At 36.9% G+C, this 20,337-nt stretch carries 24 protein-coding genes; 12 read left to right on the top strand and 12 right to left on the bottom strand.

All coding sequences use genetic code 11. From position 1 onward, the window contains the following. Positions 1-60 precede the first annotated feature (60 nt). Positions 61-948 (top strand): UTP--glucose-1-phosphate uridylyltransferase GalU, encoded by an 888-nt coding sequence (galU, locus tag CER22_RS08045; RefSeq protein WP_087986056.1) that lies wholly within the window; start codon positions 61-63, stop codon positions 946-948. Between the two features lie 45 nt (positions 949-993). Here galU and CER22_RS08040 read toward each other — a convergent pair whose 3' ends face one another. Then, positions 994-1,587, bottom strand: coding sequence for a biotin transporter BioY (locus CER22_RS08040; protein ID WP_001252151.1), 594 nt, complete (start codon positions 1,585-1,587; stop codon positions 994-996). Between the two features lie 50 nt (positions 1,588-1,637). Beyond that, the gene (locus CER22_RS08035; RefSeq protein WP_088064702.1) at positions 1,638-2,381 is read right to left on the bottom strand and encodes a DUF3298 and DUF4163 domain-containing protein; all 744 of its coding nucleotides are present in this window, start codon (positions 2,379-2,381) and stop codon (positions 1,638-1,640) included. A gap of 95 nt (positions 2,382-2,476) precedes the next feature. Between CER22_RS08035 and CER22_RS08030 the strand changes: the two genes are divergently transcribed. After that, complete coding sequence (locus CER22_RS08030) at positions 2,477-2,860, top strand: hotdog fold thioesterase (protein ID WP_000520763.1); 384 nt, start codon at positions 2,477-2,479, stop codon at positions 2,858-2,860. Positions 2,861-2,896: 36 nt separating this feature from the next. Here CER22_RS08030 and CER22_RS08025 read toward each other — a convergent pair whose 3' ends face one another. Both CER22_RS08025 and CER22_RS08015 read right to left on the bottom strand, forming a co-directional pair. After that, complete coding sequence (locus CER22_RS08025; RefSeq protein WP_000287155.1) at positions 2,897-4,273, bottom strand: glycine--tRNA ligase; 1,377 nt, start codon at positions 4,271-4,273, stop codon at positions 2,897-2,899. 347 nt (positions 4,274-4,620) lie between these two features. Further along, positions 4,621-5,334: a DNA alkylation repair protein gene (locus tag CER22_RS08015; protein WP_088608528.1), complete on the bottom strand. Its 714-nt coding sequence runs from the start codon at positions 5,332-5,334 to the stop codon at positions 4,621-4,623. Positions 5,335-5,452: 118 nt separating this feature from the next. Between CER22_RS08015 and CER22_RS08010 the strand changes: the two genes are divergently transcribed. Further along, positions 5,453-5,920 (top strand): hypothetical protein, encoded by a 468-nt coding sequence (locus CER22_RS08010; RefSeq protein WP_000390066.1) that lies wholly within the window; start codon positions 5,453-5,455, stop codon positions 5,918-5,920. Between the two features lie 75 nt (positions 5,921-5,995). Here CER22_RS08010 and CER22_RS08005 read toward each other — a convergent pair whose 3' ends face one another. After that, a complete protein-coding gene (locus tag CER22_RS08005) occupies positions 5,996-7,321 on the bottom strand; it encodes an ArsB/NhaD family transporter (protein ID WP_137011545.1) in 1,326 nt (441 codons plus the stop codon). A gap of 290 nt (positions 7,322-7,611) precedes the next feature. Between CER22_RS08005 and kapD the strand changes: the two genes are divergently transcribed. Further along, the gene (gene kapD / locus CER22_RS08000) at positions 7,612-8,235 is read left to right on the top strand and encodes a 3'-5' exonuclease KapD (protein ID WP_000344365.1); all 624 of its coding nucleotides are present in this window, start codon (positions 7,612-7,614) and stop codon (positions 8,233-8,235) included. Positions 8,236-8,276: 41 nt separating this feature from the next. Here kapD and CER22_RS07995 read toward each other — a convergent pair whose 3' ends face one another. Beyond that, a complete protein-coding gene (locus CER22_RS07995; protein WP_001209345.1) occupies positions 8,277-8,660 on the bottom strand; it encodes a kinase-associated lipoprotein B in 384 nt (127 codons plus the stop codon). Positions 8,661-8,825: 165 nt separating this feature from the next. On the opposite strand from CER22_RS07995, the gene CER22_RS32995 reads away from it, so the two are divergent. Next, complete coding sequence (locus CER22_RS32995) at positions 8,826-9,002, top strand: hypothetical protein (protein WP_000982763.1); 177 nt, start codon at positions 8,826-8,828, stop codon at positions 9,000-9,002. A gap of 68 nt (positions 9,003-9,070) precedes the next feature. Next, on the top strand, positions 9,071-9,610 hold the full coding sequence (gene sodC / locus CER22_RS07985; RefSeq protein WP_000746533.1) for a superoxide dismutase [Cu-Zn]: 540 nt from the start codon (positions 9,071-9,073) through the stop codon (positions 9,608-9,610). A gap of 84 nt (positions 9,611-9,694) precedes the next feature. Here the strand turns inward: sodC and CER22_RS07980 are convergent, their stop codons facing one another. Next, positions 9,695-10,849, bottom strand: a complete 1,155-nt coding sequence (locus CER22_RS07980) for a MalY/PatB family protein (RefSeq protein ID WP_088608527.1) — start codon at positions 10,847-10,849, stop codon at positions 9,695-9,697. A gap of 116 nt (positions 10,850-10,965) precedes the next feature. Between CER22_RS07980 and CER22_RS07975 the strand changes: the two genes are divergently transcribed. Then, entirely contained in the window at positions 10,966-11,217 is a 252-nt protein-coding gene (locus CER22_RS07975) for a YugE family protein (protein ID WP_000537643.1), read from the top strand. Positions 11,218-11,246: 29 nt separating this feature from the next. Here CER22_RS07975 and CER22_RS07970 read toward each other — a convergent pair whose 3' ends face one another. Together CER22_RS07970 and CER22_RS07965 are read right to left on the bottom strand one after the other, a co-directional pair. Next, positions 11,247-12,086, bottom strand: coding sequence for an alpha/beta fold hydrolase (locus CER22_RS07970; RefSeq protein ID WP_001015207.1), 840 nt, complete (start codon positions 12,084-12,086; stop codon positions 11,247-11,249). Between the two features lie 109 nt (positions 12,087-12,195). Beyond that, positions 12,196-13,188 (bottom strand): 2-hydroxyacid dehydrogenase, encoded by a 993-nt coding sequence (locus CER22_RS07965; protein ID WP_088608526.1) that lies wholly within the window; start codon positions 13,186-13,188, stop codon positions 12,196-12,198. 265 nt (positions 13,189-13,453) lie between these two features. Here CER22_RS07965 and CER22_RS07960 point away from each other — a divergent pair, with 265 nt between their 5' ends. From CER22_RS07960 to yugI, 3 genes are all read left to right on the top strand, one after another. Continuing rightward, entirely contained in the window at positions 13,454-13,951 is a 498-nt protein-coding gene (locus CER22_RS07960) for an Lrp/AsnC family transcriptional regulator (RefSeq protein ID WP_142293445.1), read from the top strand. Next, positions 13,948-15,138 (top strand): aminotransferase, encoded by a 1,191-nt coding sequence (locus CER22_RS07955; protein WP_087982765.1) that lies wholly within the window; start codon positions 13,948-13,950, stop codon positions 15,136-15,138. The genes CER22_RS07960 and CER22_RS07955 overlap by 4 nt, the downstream gene beginning before the upstream one ends. Before the next feature lie 251 nt (positions 15,139-15,389). Further along, positions 15,390-15,734, top strand: coding sequence for a S1 domain-containing post-transcriptional regulator GSP13 (yugI, locus tag CER22_RS07950; protein ID WP_000003769.1), 345 nt, complete (start codon positions 15,390-15,392; stop codon positions 15,732-15,734). Between the two features lie 112 nt (positions 15,735-15,846). Here the strand turns inward: yugI and CER22_RS07945 are convergent, their stop codons facing one another. Then, complete coding sequence (locus CER22_RS07945; protein ID WP_048542215.1) at positions 15,847-16,080, bottom strand: DUF378 domain-containing protein; 234 nt, start codon at positions 16,078-16,080, stop codon at positions 15,847-15,849. A gap of 274 nt (positions 16,081-16,354) precedes the next feature. On the opposite strand from CER22_RS07945, the gene CER22_RS07935 reads away from it, so the two are divergent. Continuing rightward, entirely contained in the window at positions 16,355-17,707 is a 1,353-nt protein-coding gene (locus tag CER22_RS07935; RefSeq protein WP_048542213.1) for a glucose-6-phosphate isomerase, read from the top strand. Between the two features lie 107 nt (positions 17,708-17,814). After that, a complete protein-coding gene (locus tag CER22_RS07930; protein ID WP_137014476.1) occupies positions 17,815-18,228 on the top strand; it encodes a YugN-like family protein in 414 nt (137 codons plus the stop codon). Here CER22_RS07930 and CER22_RS07925 read toward each other — a convergent pair. Both CER22_RS07925 and CER22_RS07920 read right to left on the bottom strand, forming a co-directional pair. Next, entirely contained in the window at positions 18,215-19,210 is a 996-nt protein-coding gene (locus CER22_RS07925) for a potassium channel family protein (RefSeq protein WP_087986054.1), read from the bottom strand. The genes CER22_RS07930 and CER22_RS07925 overlap by 14 nt on opposite strands. Positions 19,211-19,304: 94 nt before the next feature. Beyond that, complete coding sequence (locus CER22_RS07920; RefSeq protein WP_000384160.1) at positions 19,305-19,985, bottom strand: MgtC/SapB family protein; 681 nt, start codon at positions 19,983-19,985, stop codon at positions 19,305-19,307. Positions 19,986-20,337: the final 352 nt, after the last annotated feature.

The raw sequence follows: 20,337 nt of genomic DNA, 5'->3' as shown, positions 1-20,337 counted from the left end.
TTTTGTTTTATGTAAGGAAATAATCGTTATTGATTCTGACAGAAGAGAGGGTATTTTGTGATGAAAAAAGTAAGAAAAGCCATAATCCCAGCAGCTGGATTAGGAACACGTTTTTTACCAGCTACAAAAGCAATGCCAAAAGAAATGTTACCGATAGTAGATAAACCAACTATCCAATACATTGTAGAAGAAGCAATAAAATCAGGAATCGAAGATATTATTATCGTTACTGGTAAAACGAAGCGCTCTATTGAAGATCATTTTGATAATGCATTTGAGTTAGAGCAAAACTTATTAGAAAAGAAAAAGTATGAGTTACTTGAAAAAGTACAGGCTTCTTCAAAAATGGTAGATATTCACTATATCCGTCAAAAAGAACCAAAAGGATTAGGACACGCTGTTTGGTGTGCACGTAAATTCATTGGTGATGAGCCATTCGCTGTTTTATTAGGTGATGATATCGTTCAAGCTGAAAAACCATGTTTACGTCAATTAATTGAAGAATATGATAAAACGCTTTCTTCTGTTATTGGTGTACAAACGGTTCCAGAAGATGAAACACACCGTTATGGAATTATCGACCCATTAGAGCAGGAAGGACGTCGTTACCAAGTTCGCAATTTCGTTGAGAAACCAGCAGCAGGTACAGCACCTTCAAACTTAGCAATTATGGGACGTTACGTTTTAACACCTGAAATCTTCATGTTCTTAGAACAGCAACATGTTGGTGCTGGTGGTGAAATTCAGTTAACAGATGCAATCCAAAACTTAAACGAAATTCAACGTGTATTTGCTTACGATTTCGAAGGAAAGCGCTACGACGTAGGTGAAAAGTTAGGATTCGTTCAAACGACAATCGAAATGGCTCTGCGACACCCAGAATTACGTGATGACATGGTTCCAATGATGCAGAAAATTTTAGAAGAACACACGAAGCAACAGTCTTAATATAAAAAAGGAGTTATTTCAGTGTACTGAAATAACTCTTTTTTATTATGAAATCGTCGAATGAGAATGCTGATAAGCGGAACGACGTACAGCATAGTATATGCGAGGTGCGATAATAGCACCGATAATGGTAAATGCAATATCTTTTACTGCGAACCACATCATAATCATCCAAGCCGCTTTATAACTCATATTACCACCCATGAAGAAATTGACTGCCCCGTACATATAAGTAGTACCGATAATATACGTTAAAATGATTCCTGTGAAAGAGGCAATTGCAAATGTACTGAATGTTGGTCGTTCTTTTTGTTCTACTAGTTTTCCGGATACGTAAGCAACGATAATAAATGCAATAATAAAACCACCAGTAGGATCTAAAAGCGCTCCGAATCCAGCTTTGAAGTTAGCGAAGATTGGTGCACCAGCTAAGCCAACGAGCATATACACAGTCATTGATAATGCGCCAAGTCTACTTCCAAGAAGAAGCCCTGCTAAAATTGCGAAAAATGGTTGCATAGATAATGGGATACCCGCTACTTGCAGGAATGGTGCCCAAGATACAATATTTGCACCAATGGCCATAAGAGCGACGAACATGGCAGCTAATGCTAAATCTAAAACATGAAATCTCCTCATAATGTTAACCTCCTGTTGTTTTTAGGTTAACATTATCGTAGCGAAAATATTTACTTGTTGTCAATCAAAATATTTTGATAAGAAGGCTTCAAATACTCTCTTAGCAACGTATACGGAATACGAAATTGAGGGATTCCGCTTGAATAAGGAGCAATCTCATATAAAGGGAAATAAATGACGAGATTGTCCGGTTCTAAAAAGAAGTGGAACTTTTTCGTGCTCATGACCTTTTCAGTTGCATCGGGAAAATAAATACTTTCATTTTGTTTAATTTGTCTTACAATCTCAGCACGGATTATTTCTTTATATTTATCTTCTGGTTGAAATAGATCGTCTAAGTGTAGTAACTTTTTTTCTTTTAAATCAAATGTGTTTGCCTTCCACTTATAAAGACCGTGTGCTCCGCCTGTATATTGATAGTAATTCACATATAGGCTGAGCAACGGTGGTTTATTTAGGGAGACTTTATAATCAACATTCGCCACGTACGGATGAAAAGGTGTACTAGATCCTTCTGTTTCTTTATAATATTTTTTTGCGTCTTTTTCTAATTTTGTTTTAAATTTGTCAGTAGATTTTTTGTAATAGAAATTGAGCTTATTTTGAAATTTAGAATCGGGAAAATTGTGAAACGAAGGTCTGTTAATTTGATATTCTATATAAGGTTTCTTACCTTTTTGTGTTACAGTCTGAACATCGATTGTCAGGTTGGATGCTTTGGCTGCTAGTGCACAATTTGGTACAATAGTCAGCAAGGAGAACATAAGCAGTAATATACAAAATTTCTGTTTCATTTAGGTGAAACCTCCTTATATAAGTGTTATAAGTAGTTTGAAAATAAATAGGTAAAATTATACATTCAATTAAAGTAAGAGAAGGAGGAAACGATATGGGAAAAACTTTAATGGATTCACTTGGAATTGAGTTGTTAGAGATGACAGAAGATAAGGTGGTTGCTACGATGCCTGTTGATGAGCGTACGCATCAGCCGTTTGGTTTTTTACACGGCGGTGCATCTCTTGCATTAGCGGAGACAGTAGCAAGTGTTGGTTCATACAATTTAATTGATCAAGAGAAATGTATTTGTTTCGGTCTAGAAATTAATGCAAATCACATTCGCTCAAAGAAAGATGGGATTGTAACAGCGATCGGAACACCGATACATAGAGGACATTCAACGATGGTTTGGGATGTACGTATTATTGATGAGAATGATGATTTACTATGTATATCAAGATGTACAGTAGCAATTAAAGAAAAACGTGAAAAGTAAAAAGAGGCGGCTCAATAGAGCGCCTCTTTTTTATAATTAGAACTGGATTTTCTTCTCTAAGAAGCCTTTTAGCTCGCTAATTGGCATACGAACTTGTTCCATTGTGTCACGGTCACGTACTGTAACAGCTTTGTCTTCAACTGAGTCGAAGTCGTAAGTGATACAGAATGGTGTACCGATTTCGTCTTGACGACGGTAACGTTTACCGATAGAACCAGTTTCGTCAAAGTCTACCATGAAGTCTTTAGCTAGTTCTGCGAATACTTCAGTAGCACCTTCAGATAGCTTTTTAGATAATGGTAAGATAGCTGCTTTGTATGGTGCTAAAGCAGGGTGGAAACGAAGAACTGTACGAGAATCGTTTTCCAATTGCTCTTCTTCATATGCATCACATAAGAATGCTAATGTTACACGGTCAGCACCTAAAGATGGCTCGATGCAGTACGGTACGTAACGCTCATTCGTTTGTGGATCGATATAGTTAAAGTCTTCGTTAGAGTGTTCCATGTGACGTTTTAAATCGAAGTCTGTACGAGATGCTACGCCCCAAAGTTCGCCCCAACCGAATGGGAATCTGAATTCAATATCAGTTGTTGCGTTACTGTAATGAGATAATTCCTCTTCACCGTGGTCACGAAGACGCATGCTTTCTTCAGTCATACCAAGTGAAAGTAACCAGTTCTTACAAGTTTCACGCCAAAATGCAAACCACTCTAAATCTTCACCAGGCTTACAGAAGAATTCAAGTTCCATTTGTTCGAATTCACGTGTACGGAATGTGAAGTTACCAGGCGTGATTTCGTTACGGAAGCTCTTACCGATTTGGCCAATACCAAATGGAAGTTTTTTACGCATAGAGCGTTGTACGTTTTTAAAGTTTACGAAAATACCTTGTGCTGTTTCAGGACGAAGGAAGATTTCGTTCGTGCTAGACTCTGTAACACCTTGGAATGTTTTGAACATTAAGTTGAACTGACGGATTTCAGTGAACTCTTCACTACCGCAATCAGGACATTTTACTTCATGTTCTTTCATTAAGTCAGCCATTTGGTCGAAAGTAAGACCATCAACAACCATTTCGATGCCTTTTGCATCTAATGCATCTTCAATTAATTTGTCAGCACGGTGACGCGCTTTACATTTTTTACAGTCGATCATTGGATCGTTGAAGTTACCAACGTGACCAGAAGCGATCCAAGTTTTTGGGTTCATTAAAATAGCTGCGTCTAAACCAACGTTGTATGGAGATTCTTGAATGAATTTTTTCCACCAAGCTTTTTTAACGTTATTTTTTAATTCGATTCCAAGTGGACCGTAATCCCAAGTGTTTGCAAGACCACCGTAAATTTCAGAACCAGGGAAAACAAAACCGCGATGTTTCGCTAAGTTTACAACTTGTTCCATTGAATACATAATAAAATCCTCCTTTTGAAAGTTAACGTATTGGCGATGACGTGCTCTGGTACTTGTGAAACGAGCGGTATATGCTTTGAAAAACATAAAAAAAACGCTCATCCCAAGGCTTAATTGCCTAGGGACGAGCGTTTGCCCGCGGTTCCACCCTAGTTGATACACAACAGGTGCATCCACTTTATCACGTATTGCTCGGGACTGCCGTTTCCTTGCGGCATCAGGCTTTCACTATCCCTGAATCGCTTTTTGTGCAAGTACTTATAAGTCCGTCATCGCTACTTATATTAATAATAATGAACATATTCTAACACGTTCTTTTTTAAATCTCAATAGAGGAACGCGTCTATCTATGATAGAGTCTCGCCTATTTTTTCGTTATTTATTCCGTAATTTTGTTTAATGTGCTTAATTGCTTCACGTTTACTAAGGGGAGCAAGCTCGTTATTTTGCACGTATTCCCAAACGACATCGGGCTTCGTTTTTGCATACTCGCGAAGGACCCAGCCAATCGCTTTTTGAATGAAAAATTCTTTTGAAGAATGTAGTTGTCCAATAATCCAGAAAAGAAGTTCTTCGTCCATCTTTTGTTTATATTTTAGCTGGAATAAAATAGCGGCGCGTTGTAACCAGATGTTGTCTGATGCAATCCATTTTGGAATATAGGCAGAAATTAATTCCGGATGTTTTAAAAAGATATTTCCTAAAAATGTAGGGACGATGCTATCAACAGAATCCCACCAAGATTTTGTTACAATAAGTTCTTCTAAAAACGGGATATGCGTTTCGTTTATATGCTTTTTATATTTTTGCATAATATCGAGTGCGGCCGCTTGAAATTCACGTTCTGGTAAATCCCAAAGCTCACGTACGATAACTTGGAAATCTTTTTGATCTGGGGGAGTATGTATTTGGATGACGTCTTTCAATAGTTGTCTTCTTTCAGGTGTTTGAATACCGAGAAATGGGAAGTGATTTTTCATATAACGTGCCATCGGTTCTGCTTTTTCAGGATTTTTATGGGCTGTGAAATGCTCTTGTAATGCTTGTACAAATGGATGCATAAGTGCGTTCTCCTCTCTTATTATCTCGCTCCTATTATTATACAGAGAGTTTGGATAAATTTTAAAACATAACTTGTAAAGTAATGAAATATGTTGAGAGTAGAGAGGAGAGGATAAGATGGAAGATCAAGGCGTACTAGCAGGTTTCTTTGCTCTTAGTTTTGCGTTTATTCTTGTTGTATTGATTTGGGCAATTATTGCGTATTTATTAACGGCTTTTGCACTGTATACGATGGCGAAAAATGATGGTGCAACGGATGGTGCTCTTGCGTTTATTCCTTTTTTAAATAGTAAGATATGGGGTGATTTAGCAAAAGACAAATTACCGGATTTCTTAAAAGAAGAAGCAGGATGGAAAGTATTCGGCATATATGTCGCGTGTTTCATTTTTAACTTCGTACCAATTCTATATTTATTAGCAACAGCTGTATCGATTGTGCTGTCTATTTATCTTATCTACGCAATTTTAGATAGATACGGAACGAATTCTATATTGTTTACGATTATTCATACAATCACATTTTCGGTTTTCTTACCGATTCACTTGTTCATTATTCGGAATGAGCCGGTAAGGTATAACGAGTAGGGATATTTGAAAAATCATTCATATAATTGTATTGAACAAGAAAAAGGGCTGTCACATGTGACAACCCTTTTTCTACTACATAAGGTAGCGTAAATAAATATAAATATGAGAAATGATTAATGAAACGATCATAATTGGGAAGCCGACTTTAAGGAATTCCATGTAGCTAAATTTATGGCCCTCACGACTTGCGATACCTGCAACAATTACGTTAGCAGAAGCTCCGATTAATGTTCCGTTTCCACCTAGACAAGCACCTAATGCTAATGCCCACCATAATACGTCGATTTGTGCGTCAGAAGGTGATAAACCTAGCCCAACTGCCATATCGTTAATAAGTGGGATCATTGTTGCAACGAATGGAATGTTATCAATTGTCGCAGAGGCGATACCAGATACCCATAAAATAAGGATAGATGCGTAAGAAACATCTCCACCTGTTATTCCAATTACTTTTTGAGCTAACATTTTGATAAGGCCGATATCAATAAGTCCTCCAACAAGTACGAATAGTCCTGCGAAGAAGAAGATTGTTACCCACTCTACACTTGCGAATACCTCTTCAATTTCATGTTCTTTCACACCGATTAGCATAAGTACAGTAGCACCAGTTAAAGCGATGATAGCTGCATCAACATGGAAGATTGAATGAGTCATGAAACCTACGATTGTAAGTCCAAGTACGGTTAAAGATTTTTTCATTAATACTGGATCTTTAATGTATTGTTTTTCATCTAAACTCATTAATTTTTTAATTTGTACAGGATCAGCAATTAATTGTTTACGATACATGAAGTAAAGTATTGTCGCTGTAACAGCAATAATAATGATTACGATAGGTGCTAAGTTGAATAAGAACGCATTGAAATCTAAATGCTTATTTGCAGAACCAATCATAATGTTAGGTGGATCACCAATTAATGTTGCTGTTCCTCCAATGTTTGAAAAAATAATTTCAGAAAGTAAATAAGGAACAGGATTTACTTTCAGTATGCGCGTAATAGATAAAGTAACTGGAACAACAAGAAGTACAGTTGTAACGTTATCTAAAAATGCGGAACCAAGCGCAGTAAGTAAGGAAAGTGAAATTAAAATTTTAATTGGATTTCCTTGCGCCCCTTTTGCTGCTTTAATGGCAACGTATTGGAAGACACCCGATTTACTTGTAATGTTCACCAGAATCATCATACCGATGAGTAGCGTAATCGTCCCCCATTCAATATGTTTCGTAAAGGCGTTGTGTAAATCAACGACCCCCATAATTACCATGAGTGCTGCACCAAGAAGTGCGATGACAGCGCGATTAATTTTTTCTGAAATAATAATGGCATATGTAATTAAAAAGACTGCGATAGCAAAATAATACTGCCAGTTTGCGAGCTCTTGCGTTGTTTCGTGCAAAACTCTCATCTCCTTTCATTCACTTTTCTTAGTGTGTCAAAAAATTAACTAGATGAAACACACATAACGTCATTATAAAGTAGAAAAAAGGGGGATGTAAATGAAAGGGCTTATTTTGTCATATTTTCTGCATCGGTCATTTTTTCTTATTTTTAAAAATATTTGTGGGCATTTGACATATATATAAGATACATCCAATCTGAATATTTAAAATGGAATTAGCATTCGAGCTTGTTCGTGTAGGAGTGTCAAATAGAAAGGAATGACAAAGATGATAAGGAAGGGATCGTATGGATGAACAACGATTTTTATTTTTGGATTTTGAGTTTACGATGCCCCAGCACAGAAAAAAACCAAAAGGATTTTTCCCGGAAATCATTGAAGTAGGACTCGTTTCGGTTGTTGGCTGTAAGGTAGAAGACACGTATTCAGCTCATGTTAGGCCGAAAACTTTTCCTTCTTTAACGGATCGATGTAAGAAATTTTTAGGAATTAAACAAGAAGTCGTAGATAAAGGAATTTCGTTTCCAGAACTCGTTGAAAAACTTGCAGAATATGAAAGGAGATGTAAACCAACCATTGTTACGTGGGGAAATATGGATATGAAAGTGTTGAAGCATAATTGTGAAATGGCAAGAGTAGACTTTCCGTTCTTAGGCCAGTGTCGTGATTTATCACTTGAGTATAAGAAGTTTTTTGGGGAGAGAAATCAAACAGGATTGTGGAAAGCAATTGAGGCATATGGAAAAGCAGGGACGGGTAAGCATCATTGTGCGCTAGATGATGCGATGACGACGTATAATATTTTTAAATTAGTAGAAAAAGATAAAGAGTATTTAGTGAAACCAGCACCTCCAACGTTAGGAGAACTCGTTGATTTTTCAAAAGTGTTAAAGAAAGTGAGTACACAGTAACGACCAAATTGCACAGTATGTAATTTGGTCGTTTTGTTTTTTTAAAGTTTGTAGTCTTTTTTTAACTGCTCTAATGTTTCTAGACTACGAACCGCAAAAGGTGAATCATCTTCAGAAAATGAATTCATTTGAGTTTCCAATGCTAATTTGAGTGACTCTGTATACTCTGGAATTTCTCCTTCATATTTCTTCACCATTTGCTCTGGAATGTTCGTCTGTTCACGGAAAGCTAAAGCACGTCTTTCATGGAAAAATGGTACGTCAGCTTGTTTTACGTTATGTAAGTCACCTTGCACCGGATGTTTTAAAACAGCTAACACTTTTACGACGTAACTGCCAGGACGGCTATTTGTAACTTCGCCGATGTATTTGCCAGTTTTATAAATACCAGTAACGATTTCACCAATTTCAAATGTTTCTCTCATATTTTTCACCTCAAGTTTATAGTAAGGAAAGTGTGCGAAGGAGTCAAAGAAATCATTCGCTTTCGGAATGCCCCCTTGAGAATATGGATAGGTTCCACTATAATTTTATATTATATAACAGAAAATTCTGATGTTTTTTGAATCCTATAATAAGGAGTGTTCCGTATGATGCCTTTATATTTTCCGGAAGATAAAACAGAATATATTATTCCAGGGATTGTTTGCGTTCTATTTATCATTGGTGCCGTTGCTACGTGGCGTATGTTCATTCGTGTATCAAAACGCGAAGCGGAGCGATTACAGAAAGTTGAAGAAAAACTTTTAGCGGAAAAGAAACAGTAACTCATTTTTGTATGTTTCCCTCTATGCTCGGACAATCTAAGGGCAGAATATATTTTGGAGGGAATAGAATGAAAAAACGGCTTTTTTTAAGTTGTTGTTTATTATTTCTGATGGCAGGTTGTGACCAAGGGAAGCCGAAAGAAATTGACGTGAAATTACATAATGCTTCAGGCGATGAAGTGGGGACTGCGAAAGTAGTGCAGCAAACAAGCGGAGTGAAAATTACGATTAAAGGGGAAGGTTTCGCACCAGGCGCGCACGGACTGCATGTACACGAAATTGGTGAGTGTAAAGCACCACGTTTTGAATCATCTGGTAATCATTTTAATCCTGATAATAAAAAGCATGGACTTCTTAATCCGAAGGGTGCAGAAAACGGTGATTTACCGAACGTAATTGCAGACGGTTCTGGAAAGATCAAGGCAGAAATCGATGCGCCGCACATAACGCTTGAAGAAGGGAAAACAACGATTCATAGAAAAGATGGAGCGTCTATTATTATTACAGAAAACGCTGATGATGGTATGACACAACCAACAGGTAAATCAGGTGATCGAATTGCTTGTGGTGTCATTGTAAAAAAAGCGTCGGATATGAAGAAAAAGTAAAAGCTACCGTGCATGGTAGCTTTTTTTGTGAAACGTATTTGAAAAGATATTGATAAAGGAGGTTTTCCCGAATTACCTCCTTTCTTATTCTGAAAACGTATGGCGCAGTCTATTTAAAATTTCTTCTAAAACAGATCTTGGACAGCCGATGTTAATTCGAATATGTTCTTCGCCGCCTAATCCGTATTTCTCACCAGGTTCAACGATGATTTTCCCTTTTTCCTCAAGTAATGCAGTGCGTTCATTTTGAGAAAGGTGTAGGCGGGAGCAATCGATCCATAATAAAAAGCTACCTTCTGGTTTCGTTACAGAAAGAGCGGGTATGTGATTTTTAATATATTTACAAGCGAATTGAGCGTTATCTTCTATATATAATCGAATTTCATGTAGCCAATCATTACATTCTGTATAGGCACTTTGCATCGCTGTATAGGCAAATGTATTTAATCCGTGGAAACCTTGTCTATATTGGATAGATATAAAGGTTTGACGGAGTTTTTCGTTTGGAATGATAATAATCGATGCCTGTAATCCAGCGATATTAAATGTTTTACTCGGAGCCATACAAGTAATCGTGCGCGCTGCTAATTCTTCAGATAAGGAAGCGAACGGTGTATGCGTATGATCTCCGTAAATAATATCGGAATGAATTTCATCCGCGACAACGATTACATTATATTTTGTACATAACGTGCCAAGTTGTGTAAGTTCCTCTTTTGACCAAACACGCCCGATTGGATTGTGAGGACTACAAAGAAGCATGAGTTTGACGCCTTGTTGAAATTGCTTTTCTAAATGATCGAAGTCTATCGTATATGTATCATTTTGTTTCTGTAAAGGACTCACGCATAATCGTCTGTTGTTTGTTGTGACCATTTCGAAAAATGGGGGATAAATAGGTGGTTGTACGAGAACGGATTCGTTTTCCTTTGTGAAGGCCTGTATGCTCGCACTAAGAGCTGGAACGATTCCCGCGCTAAAGACAATCCAATCTTTTTGAATATCCCAGTTGTACTGTTTTTTTGTCCAGTTACAAATAATATCTCCAATATTTTCGGGAGGAAGTGTATAGCCGAAAATAGGATGCTCGATACGTTTCTTTAAAGCAGTCTGAATTGGTTGTGGTACTTCAAAATCCATATCAGCAATCCAAGCATGGAGAAGTTCTTCGTTTTTATACGTATCCCATTTCGTACTATGAGTTCCACGTCGATTGACTGTTTTATGAAATAGTTGCATAAGTTTGCCCCCTTCTTCTGTAAACCGTTAAGTTATGAAAGTTCTCTCTCTTCTTATAGAATAGCTGATGTGATAGGATAAAGAAAAGCATTAAAAAGTGAAAAGGCGGGAAGCGAATGGGTACATATGAAAAGATGATAGAGGTTGTGAAGAATTGGGATCCGTTTCAAATGGGACCGGAGTTTTATGAAACAGAAGCGAGCGATGTTGTGAACGTCGTAAGTGTGTTCGACGATCCAAAATACATCGCAAAAAAGATTCAACATATATACTTTATGTCTTTTGAGGAAGTACCTGCGCTTGGAAAATGTGAGAAGTTAGCTGTGGAATTACTTGTAATAAAAGAAGGCGGAAGTTGTTCATTGTAGGCTGTCGGAATTTCCGACAGCCTTTTGTATTATTGTGCAGAAAAAGCGATAATTTCTTCATAAACAAGTTCAGGCTTTTCTTCAGGTAGTAAATGTCCTGTGTTTTCGTAAGAAATAAATTTCGAATTTGGTAAATCTTTGTGTAGCCGATGACCTACATGTACAGGGACGACACGATCTTTTTCACCCCAAATGAGTAGTGTAGGTGTTTCGATTTTTTGTAATTCAGTTGAAGATAAATCACCTTCACGGTCTCTTATCATACGAGTTAAAGCAGGGAATATACGGTTGTCATAAAAAGGAGCGGAGTAACCTTCCTTCATTTCATCGTCAATTAATGAGTGATCATGAACGACATTCATTAAGTTATGAACAATCCCGCGCCGTATAATCCAGTTCTTTACGTATAAATGAAAGAACGGTAAATAAGAAGAGTACAGTAAAGGTAAGGTTGCGCGTGCTAAATAGCTAGAGCTGCATAGTAAAATTGTCTTTGAGATTAATTCAGGGCGTATACGGTTTACATAGAGAGAAATTTGTCCACCCATAGAATGCCCAACTAACACAATATTTGAGAGAGATAAATGTTCAATTAAATCGATAATAACCGTTGCTAAATTATGATAAGAATACTTAAAGAGATGAGACTTATCACTTTTTCCGAACGGTGGCAAATCAAGAGCTAGTACTGTTCCTGCTTTCGATAATAAAGGAATGAGGCGGCGGTAACTGAATGAGGAAGATAAAAAGCCGTGAACGAGTACGAAAGTAGGACGTTCCGTTTTGTTGTCATGTTCATACAATTCGTAATGAATAGTAGTGCCGCGAGTGGAAAAAGTGAAATAAGGACAAGTATATTCGTGATTCATTTTTTGTCACTCCATTGATTTTTGTTCATATCATTTCCAAGGAAGAAAAAAATATGTTAACAAAAAAAGGCAAGATGACGATGTCATCTTGCCTTTCGCTTATTTATTATTACCCACGAACAATATTAGTCGGTGTTTTTCCTTGTAACCCTGCAACTAAATTTTCAGCGGCTGTCATAGCCATTTGCTGCCTAGTTTTTAACGTTGCAGATCCAATATGCGGTAAAGTCACAACATTTTGTAATGATAAGAGCGGATTATCTTTTTGAATCGGCTCTTGTGTAAACGTATCGATGCCTGCTGCAAAGATTTTCTTTTCTGTTAACGCATGTATTAATGCTTCTTCATCTACTGTTTTCCCGCGAGAAGCATTAATAAAGATTGCGGTTTCTTTCATTAATGAAAATTCTTTTTCTCCGATAAGATGATACGTTTCATCTGTTAATGGAGTAAGAAGAACAATAAAGTCAGATTGTTTGAGTAGCGTCTGTAAATCACAATATGTAGCATCGAATTTTTGTTCAGCTTCTTCTTTACGGCGACGGTTATAATACAGAACATTCATATCAAATCCGAATTTCGCCCGTTTTGCAACGGCTTCTCCAATTCGTCCCATTCCGATAATACCGATTGTACTATGGTGTACATCCAGCCCGAAGTGCTCTTTTCCGATTTCGGCGTTCCATTCACCATTTTTCACGTAGGAGTCGAGTTCGCAGACGCGGCGACCAGCAGATAACATAAGAGCGAAAACAAGGTCCGCTACTGTATCATCTAATACATATGGTGTATTCGTTCCAATGACATTGCGCTTTTCCATCGCTTGTAAATCAAAATTATCGTAACCGACAGAAATGTTGCTCACTACTTTTAAGTTAGGAGCTACATTTAATAATTCTTCATTAATAGCAGATCCGAAATTTAATAATCCATCTTTATCTTGTATTTTCTCTAATAGGACATCACGAGGTACCTTCTCATTTTGCTCCCATTTTTCATAATCACAGTGTTCTAATAAGTAGTTTTCTACAAATGTTGGAACTGGTTCAGCAATATAAATTTTTGGTTTCACGGTTCCATCCCCTTTCGCTTTATCACGCATTTTTCCGCTGATTAAAGTTTCACTTTACCCCGCTTTAACGAGCAGTAAGACTCCCACCTAAAAAGACGGCTGAGGCAAAGAAGTGAGGTGGGAGATCAACTGCTCGTAAAAGCCCGATTGGTTCAACTAATAATCAGCGGGGTGAAGCATTCCGCTGATTAAAGTTTCACTTTATTTTGACATAATTCACTAAAAAAATCTTCTTTTCAAACTGGAAAGGGTATTTGTATAATTTAGACACAACCGAAAAGGAAGGATGATTTATATGGTGACAGAAAAAGAATTAGAATTATTAGCTTGTCTTGAAAAAAGTAGTCGATTATCTGTAGATACATTAGCGAAGCTGTTAAATATAGAAGTAGAAGAAGTAAAGAAGATGGTTGAAAAATTAGAAGAGGAAAAGATTATTGTGGATTATGTAACACATATCGATTGGACGAAGGTGAAAGAACATACAGGTTTAACGGCGATGATCGATGTGAAAGTTACGCCAAAGCGCGGTGTTGGATTCGATGCGGTTGCTGAACAAATTTATCGTTATTCAGAAGTGAAATCTGTGTATTTAATGTCGGGGACATACGATCTTTCTATTACATTAGAAGGAAAGACAATGGGAGAAGTAGCGATGTTTGTTTCTGAGAAATTAGCAACAATTGAATCTGTCGTTTCTACAACAACGCATTTCATTTTGAAAAAGTATAAACATGAGGGAATTATTTACGAAAAAAACGATGATGATAAGCGCATTGTGGTGACACCATGAAGCAATTTGAACTATCTAGAACGGCAGAATCTTTACAACCATCTGGTATTCGAAAGTTTTTCGATTTAGCAGCAAATATGAAAGGTGTTATTTCTCTTGGAGTAGGAGAGCCTGACTTTGTTACACCTTGGAATGTAAGGCAAGCATGCATCCGTTCTTTAGAACAAGGATATACGTCATATACAGCAAATGCAGGATTATTGGAACTGCGCCAAGAAATAGCAAAGTATCTAAAAAAACAATTTGCAGTATCTTATGATCCGAACGATGAAATCATTGTTACAGTTGGAGCGAGTCAGGCGTTAGATGTAGCGATGCGCGCCATTATAAATCCTGATGATGAAGTACTCATTATTGAACCAAGTTTCGTTTCTTATGCACCGCTTGTGACATTAGCTGGAGGAGTTCCGGTTCCTGTGGCAACGACTTTAGAAAACGAGTTTAAAGTACAACCAGAACAAATTGAAGCAGCTATTACAGCGAAAACAAAGGCAATTTTGCTTTGTTCACCAAATAACCCAACAGGTGCAATGTTAAATAAATCCGAGCTTGAAGAAATAGCAGTGATTGTTGAGAAGTACAATTTAATCGTATTATCTGATGAAATTTATGCAGAGCTTGTATACGACGAAGTATATACAAGTTTCGCGAGTATTAAAAATATGCGCGAGCATACAATTTTAATTTCGGGATTTTCAAAAGGGTTTGCGATGACAGGATGGCGCCTCGGTATGATTGCAGCTCCTGTTCAATTTTCGGAATTAATGCTTAAAATTCATCAATATTCCATGATGTGTGCACCGACAATGTCTCAGTTCGCAGCACTCGAAGCGTTACGCGCGGGGAATGATGAAGTAATTCGGATGAGAGATAGTTATAAGAAACGCCGTAATTTTATGACGACATCGTTTAATGAAATGGGTTTAACGTGTCATGTGCCGGGCGGAGCATTTTATGTCTTTCCTTCTATTTCTTCAACTGGACTATCTTCGGCAGAATTTGCAGAACAGTTATTATTAGAAGAAAAGGTGGCTGTTGTACCTGGAAGTGTATTTGGCGAAAGTGGTGAAGGATTTATTCGTTGCTCGTATGCAACATCGCTTGAACAACTTATGGAAGCAATGAAGAGAATGGAACGGTTTATAGAAAATAAAAAAAGGACAAAACATAATACGTTTTGTCCATAAAAGGGGGGGAATACTAGAAAGCCATGTGTTAGTATTCTATCCCAATATTAGAAAATTATACGTACTCTAGGAAATTTTTCGTTAATTTTGAATGAGTTCTGTCATAGTGGTATAATTTACTAATATAAGGTATGCATATCCTGAGTAGCTTTACTTAGGGTACGTACTAACTAATCGGATATTTAACAATAAATCATCTGCTTTACTATCTACAATTGTAGAGAAAATGGTAACGTATGGGAGTGTTTCATATGTCAGAACAATATACAACTGGAGTGGTTGTAACAGGGAAAGTGACTGGGATTCAAGATTACGGAGCATTTGTAGCGTTAGATGCAGAAACACAAGGGCTTGTGCATATATCTGAAATTACAAATGGATATGTAAAGGATATTCATGACTTTTTAAAAGTCGGCGATACAGTAGAAGTAAAAGTACTTTCAATTGATGAAGAACACAGAAAAATGAGTTTATCGTTAAAAGCGGCGAGAAGAAAACAAGGGCGGATCCTTATACCGAATCCATCTGAGAACGGATTTAATACGCTGCGAGAAAAGCTAACCGAATGGATTGAAGAGTCCGAGTTAACAAAGTAAAAGAGGAGCGCATATGAGCGTTCCTCTTTTACTTTGTCTTATGATATATATTTGCAAATATGATTGCATGCAATCATATTCGTATGTCGGAGGTGAAATAAAGACATACTGACTAGTGGATTTCGTTCGTTTCTGGGTGAGTGCCAAGATTTTCTGATGGTTTAAAGAGTAAACCAAGATTGATAAGCCCAGAAATACCGACGATGCCGTAAATAATACGGGAAAGAGCTGAATTTTGTCCACCGAAAATGGCTGCCACTAAGTCAAACTGGAAGAACCCGATTAGTCCCCAGTTCACGGCGCCAATTACAGTAAAGACTAATGCGATACGTTGCAGAGTACTCATGAAAAAGCCCCCCTTAATTGTGAAGCGTGAACAAGCGATGAGTTAATTAACTCCTTTATAGAATGGTGTAGTTATGTTGTTTTTATACATAAAAAATATAAGAAAAAGGATGTATATACATCTATACCGAAAAATGCGAATTTTTATGCAAAAAATGAACTTTTTCTAAAAAATATATATTGGTTACGTTTACAATGGTTGAATCGCTTGATTTACAACTTCAGTTTCGCTAAAGTGAATACAGAAATACATATACATTATTGGAGGGAAAAAGATGAGTACACATGTAACGTTCGACTATTCTAAAGCGTTATCCTTCATCGGTGAACATGAAATCACTTATTTACGTGATGCAGTGAAAGTAACACATCATGCAATCCACGAAAAAACTGGAGCTGGGAACGATTTCCTTGGGTGGGTAGACCTTCCGCTTCAATATGACAAAGAAGAATTTGCTCGCATTCAAAAATGCGCAGAAAAAATTAAAAATGACTCTGACATTTTACTTGTTGTAGGTATCGGTGGTTCTTACCTAGGAGCACGTGCAGCAATCGAAATGTTAAACCATTCTTTCTACAACACGCTATCTAAAGAACAACGTAAAACTCCACAAGTGCTATTTGTTGGACAAAACATTAGCTCCACTTACATGAAAGATTTAATGGACGTATTAGAAGGTAAAGACTTCTCTATTAACGTTATTTCCAAATCAGGTACAACAACAGAGCCGGCACTAGCATTCCGTATTTTCCGTAAGTTATTAGAAGAAAAGTATGGAAAAGCAGAAGCTCGCAAACGTATTTATGCAACGACAGATAAAGCACGTGGTGCATTAAAAACATTAGCTGATAACGAAGGTTACGAAACATTCGTTATTCCAGATGATGTTGGAGGACGTTTCTCTGTATTAACGCCAGTTGGTTTATTACCAATCGCAGTAAGTGGCTTAAATATTGAAGAGATGATGAAAGGTGCAGCTGCTGGTCATGATGACTTCGGTGCATCAGAACTAGAAGAAAACCCAGCTTACCAATACGCAGTAGTTCGTAACGCTTTATACAATAAAGGAAAAACAATTGAAATGCTTGTTAACTATGAGCCGGCACTTCAATACTTCTCTGAATGGTGGAAACAGTTATTTGGTGAAAGTGAAGGGAAAGATCAAAAAGGTATTTTCCCATCTTCAGCAAACTTCTCAACTGACTTACACTCATTAGGTCAATACGTTCAAGAAGGTCGTCGTGACTTATTCGAAACAGTTCTGAAAGTAGGTAAATCTACACATGAACTAACAATTGAATCAGAAGAAAACGATTTAGATGGATTAAACTACCTTGCTGGTGAAACTGTAGACTTCGTAAACACGAAAGCATACGAAGGTACATTACTTGCACATAGCGATGGTGGCGTACCAAACTTAATCGTAAATATCCCTGAATTAAATGAGTACACATTCGGTTACCTTGTATACTTCTTCGAAAAAGCATGTGCGATGAGCGGCTACTTATTAGGCGTAAATCCATTCGACCAACCAGGAGTAGAAGCATACAAGAAAAACATGTTTGCTTTACTTGGTAAACCAGGATTTGAAAAGTTAAAAGCAGAATTAGAAGAGCGTTTAAAATAATAAAAAGCGACCGGAATCCGGTCGCTTTTTATTATTTTATCGAAAAGTCCATCGGTATATTCAAACTAGAGTGGGTATGCTAAAGAAAAAGTCTAGGAGGGATGGGCTTGATTCCGATTCAATCAAATTTAGAAGGACGTACATATGCGTTATATAAGTTGGAAGAGATAATGAAGCCACTTGGGTATAACATTGGTGGCAATTGGGATTACGATAAAGGATGCTTTGATTACAAAATCGATGAAGAAGATGGCTATCAATTTTTACGAGTGCCATTTACAGCAGTGAATGGCGAATTAGATGTGCCTGGTGTAATAGTCCGTCTGGAAACGCCGTATATTCTTTCGCACGTATATCAAGACGAACTAGATGATCACGTAAATACTTTAACGGCTGGAACGAGTGGAATGGATCAATTTGCTGAGCCGAAAGATCCAGATGGAGATGTGAAAAGAAAATATATCAATATTGGGAAAGTGCTCATGCAGGAACTAGAAAAACATTTTCTTAATGGTGAATAACAATGAGTATGTCGCTTTCAATGAGAACAAAGGAATGGACTGGATTAATCATATATTGTTCGTCGCGTTTTATACCTAGTAAGAGAATATTTTGCTTTAAAAGAGTATAGCTACAATTTGCAAAAGTTTGTCCAGTGCAGGAAGGATAAAGCTCCATCAGTTGTAATTTGTTATCAGAGATTTCATCGTAAAGTGAGAATAGTACGCCTGAAATGGAAGGGAATAAAAGAGAAGCGGTAAATACGTAGCTCGTTAATTTATTTCCTTCTATAATTTCTGATACACCAGCTCTAGTTGCATTTTGTATTTGTTCAGAAGTAAGAAGTTCGGCGATGCAGTGAATGTTTGGATTGAGACCTTTCGCAGTTAAAATATTTAAAATGGACTGTGTATCTGCTAAGCTTTCATTTTTTTCTTTATCAGCTGTTATTAATATAGTGTGAGCCGTTGTAATGTTAGCTTTTAATAAAGTTTGATCGTGATGCGGGCAACCCTTTATAAATTCTAAATGATGAAATGGTTTTGGAAGTAAAGAAAGTGTTTCATCAATTAAAACGATATCAAGGTTCGGTTGTAAGATGTGCATTTGTTTTACAACATGTTTTGCCCGTTCATTCCAACCCACGATAATCATATGACCGTTAGAGGTAGCGGCTTCTTCTCCTTTAATTTTCATATATTGTTTATTAATCATATCAGTGGCGAACAGAACCATATAATAAGAACAAAAACCGGTTCCAAATAAAATAATACCCATACCGATAAGTTTGCCTATTAGTGTATGCGGGGCAAAGTCACCATAGCCAACGGTGAAAATGGTAACGATTGACCACCAAACTCCATCAAACCATGTGGTGAAGTGCGATGGCTCTAATCTATGTATAAGGAAGCCAGAAAAAGCAGTAAGTAAAACAATAAAGCAAACTAAACGAAAAATAATGGAATCACGAAATGTATCTACTAAATTTGGACGGGATTTCAAACTCTTATTCCTCCTTACTTTGCAGGACTACATTCATTGTTACCATTATAGAAAAAAGAAAAACTCTCTAATTTAAAAGAGAGTTTGTTTTACATTACATACTTTCTAATTCAGTTTGTTGGACACTTTCAAGATGCTGGAGGGCGTAGTAAACATCAGCGGTATGCCTTTTTTGATCGATAGATAATTTCAAATGTAAATAGTGAGAGCCATTCTCCAATGTTTTGAGCTTCATATTCTTAACTTTTATATCCATTTCTTTTATTTCTTCAATTACAATTGGGATATTGTCCATATTTCGCACGACAAGTTTTACTGCGATATCACGTTGACGAAATGATCTCGGTCCTACAAATTTCATTGCTAATGGTATAAGTTCAACGCTAATCATAAGGAAACACATTCCGAAAATCGCTTCGATATAGAATCCAGCCCCAACAGCAATACCAATACCAGAAGCACCCCAAATCATAGCAGCAGTCGTTAGTCCTGCAATGCTATCGTTTCCTCTTCGTAAAATAACACCGGCACCTAAAAAACCGATTCCTGATACAATTTGAGCGGCAAGTCGAAGTGGATCCATATTCATATGATCGGTATGTGGTAAATTGTAAGCCGCTTTAATAGAAACAATCGTCAGGAGGCAACTAATGATAGAAATAACTAAACAAGTTTTTAAACCAAGTGGTTTTCGTTTTAATTCGCGCTCTAAACCGATAGCGAACCCTAAAATAGCCGAGAGACCTAGTTTGATTAATAAATCGGCATAGTCCATATATATTCCTCCTTGTATGATATGGTATATGAATAAAACATTTATTATAGAAAGAAACGCTTTTGATAGAGTGACTTTATATAGAATATATGTAGGAATTATTTATACATGAAAGAGATATTTCGTTTAAGTATATGATATTAACAAAGAAATTAGGGTGATCTAAAAAAAAGTTTATAAAAGGTGTTGCATTTCGATTTTCACCATGATATATTAATAACCGTCGCTGATGCGGAAACGCAGAAAACGACAAAAAAGAAATTGAAAAACTTAGTTGACATCGAAAAACGAAGATGTTAACATAAGGAAGTCGCAAATGAGCGACCAAGTAGTTCTTTGAAAACTGAACGAA

It is taken from the genome of Bacillus sp. K2I17, assembly GCF_002209985.1.
GTDB classification, from domain to species: domain Bacteria; phylum Bacillota; class Bacilli; order Bacillales; family Bacillaceae_G; genus Bacillus_A; species Bacillus_A wiedmannii.
This window is presented reverse-complemented; position numbering and strand designations above follow the sequence as displayed.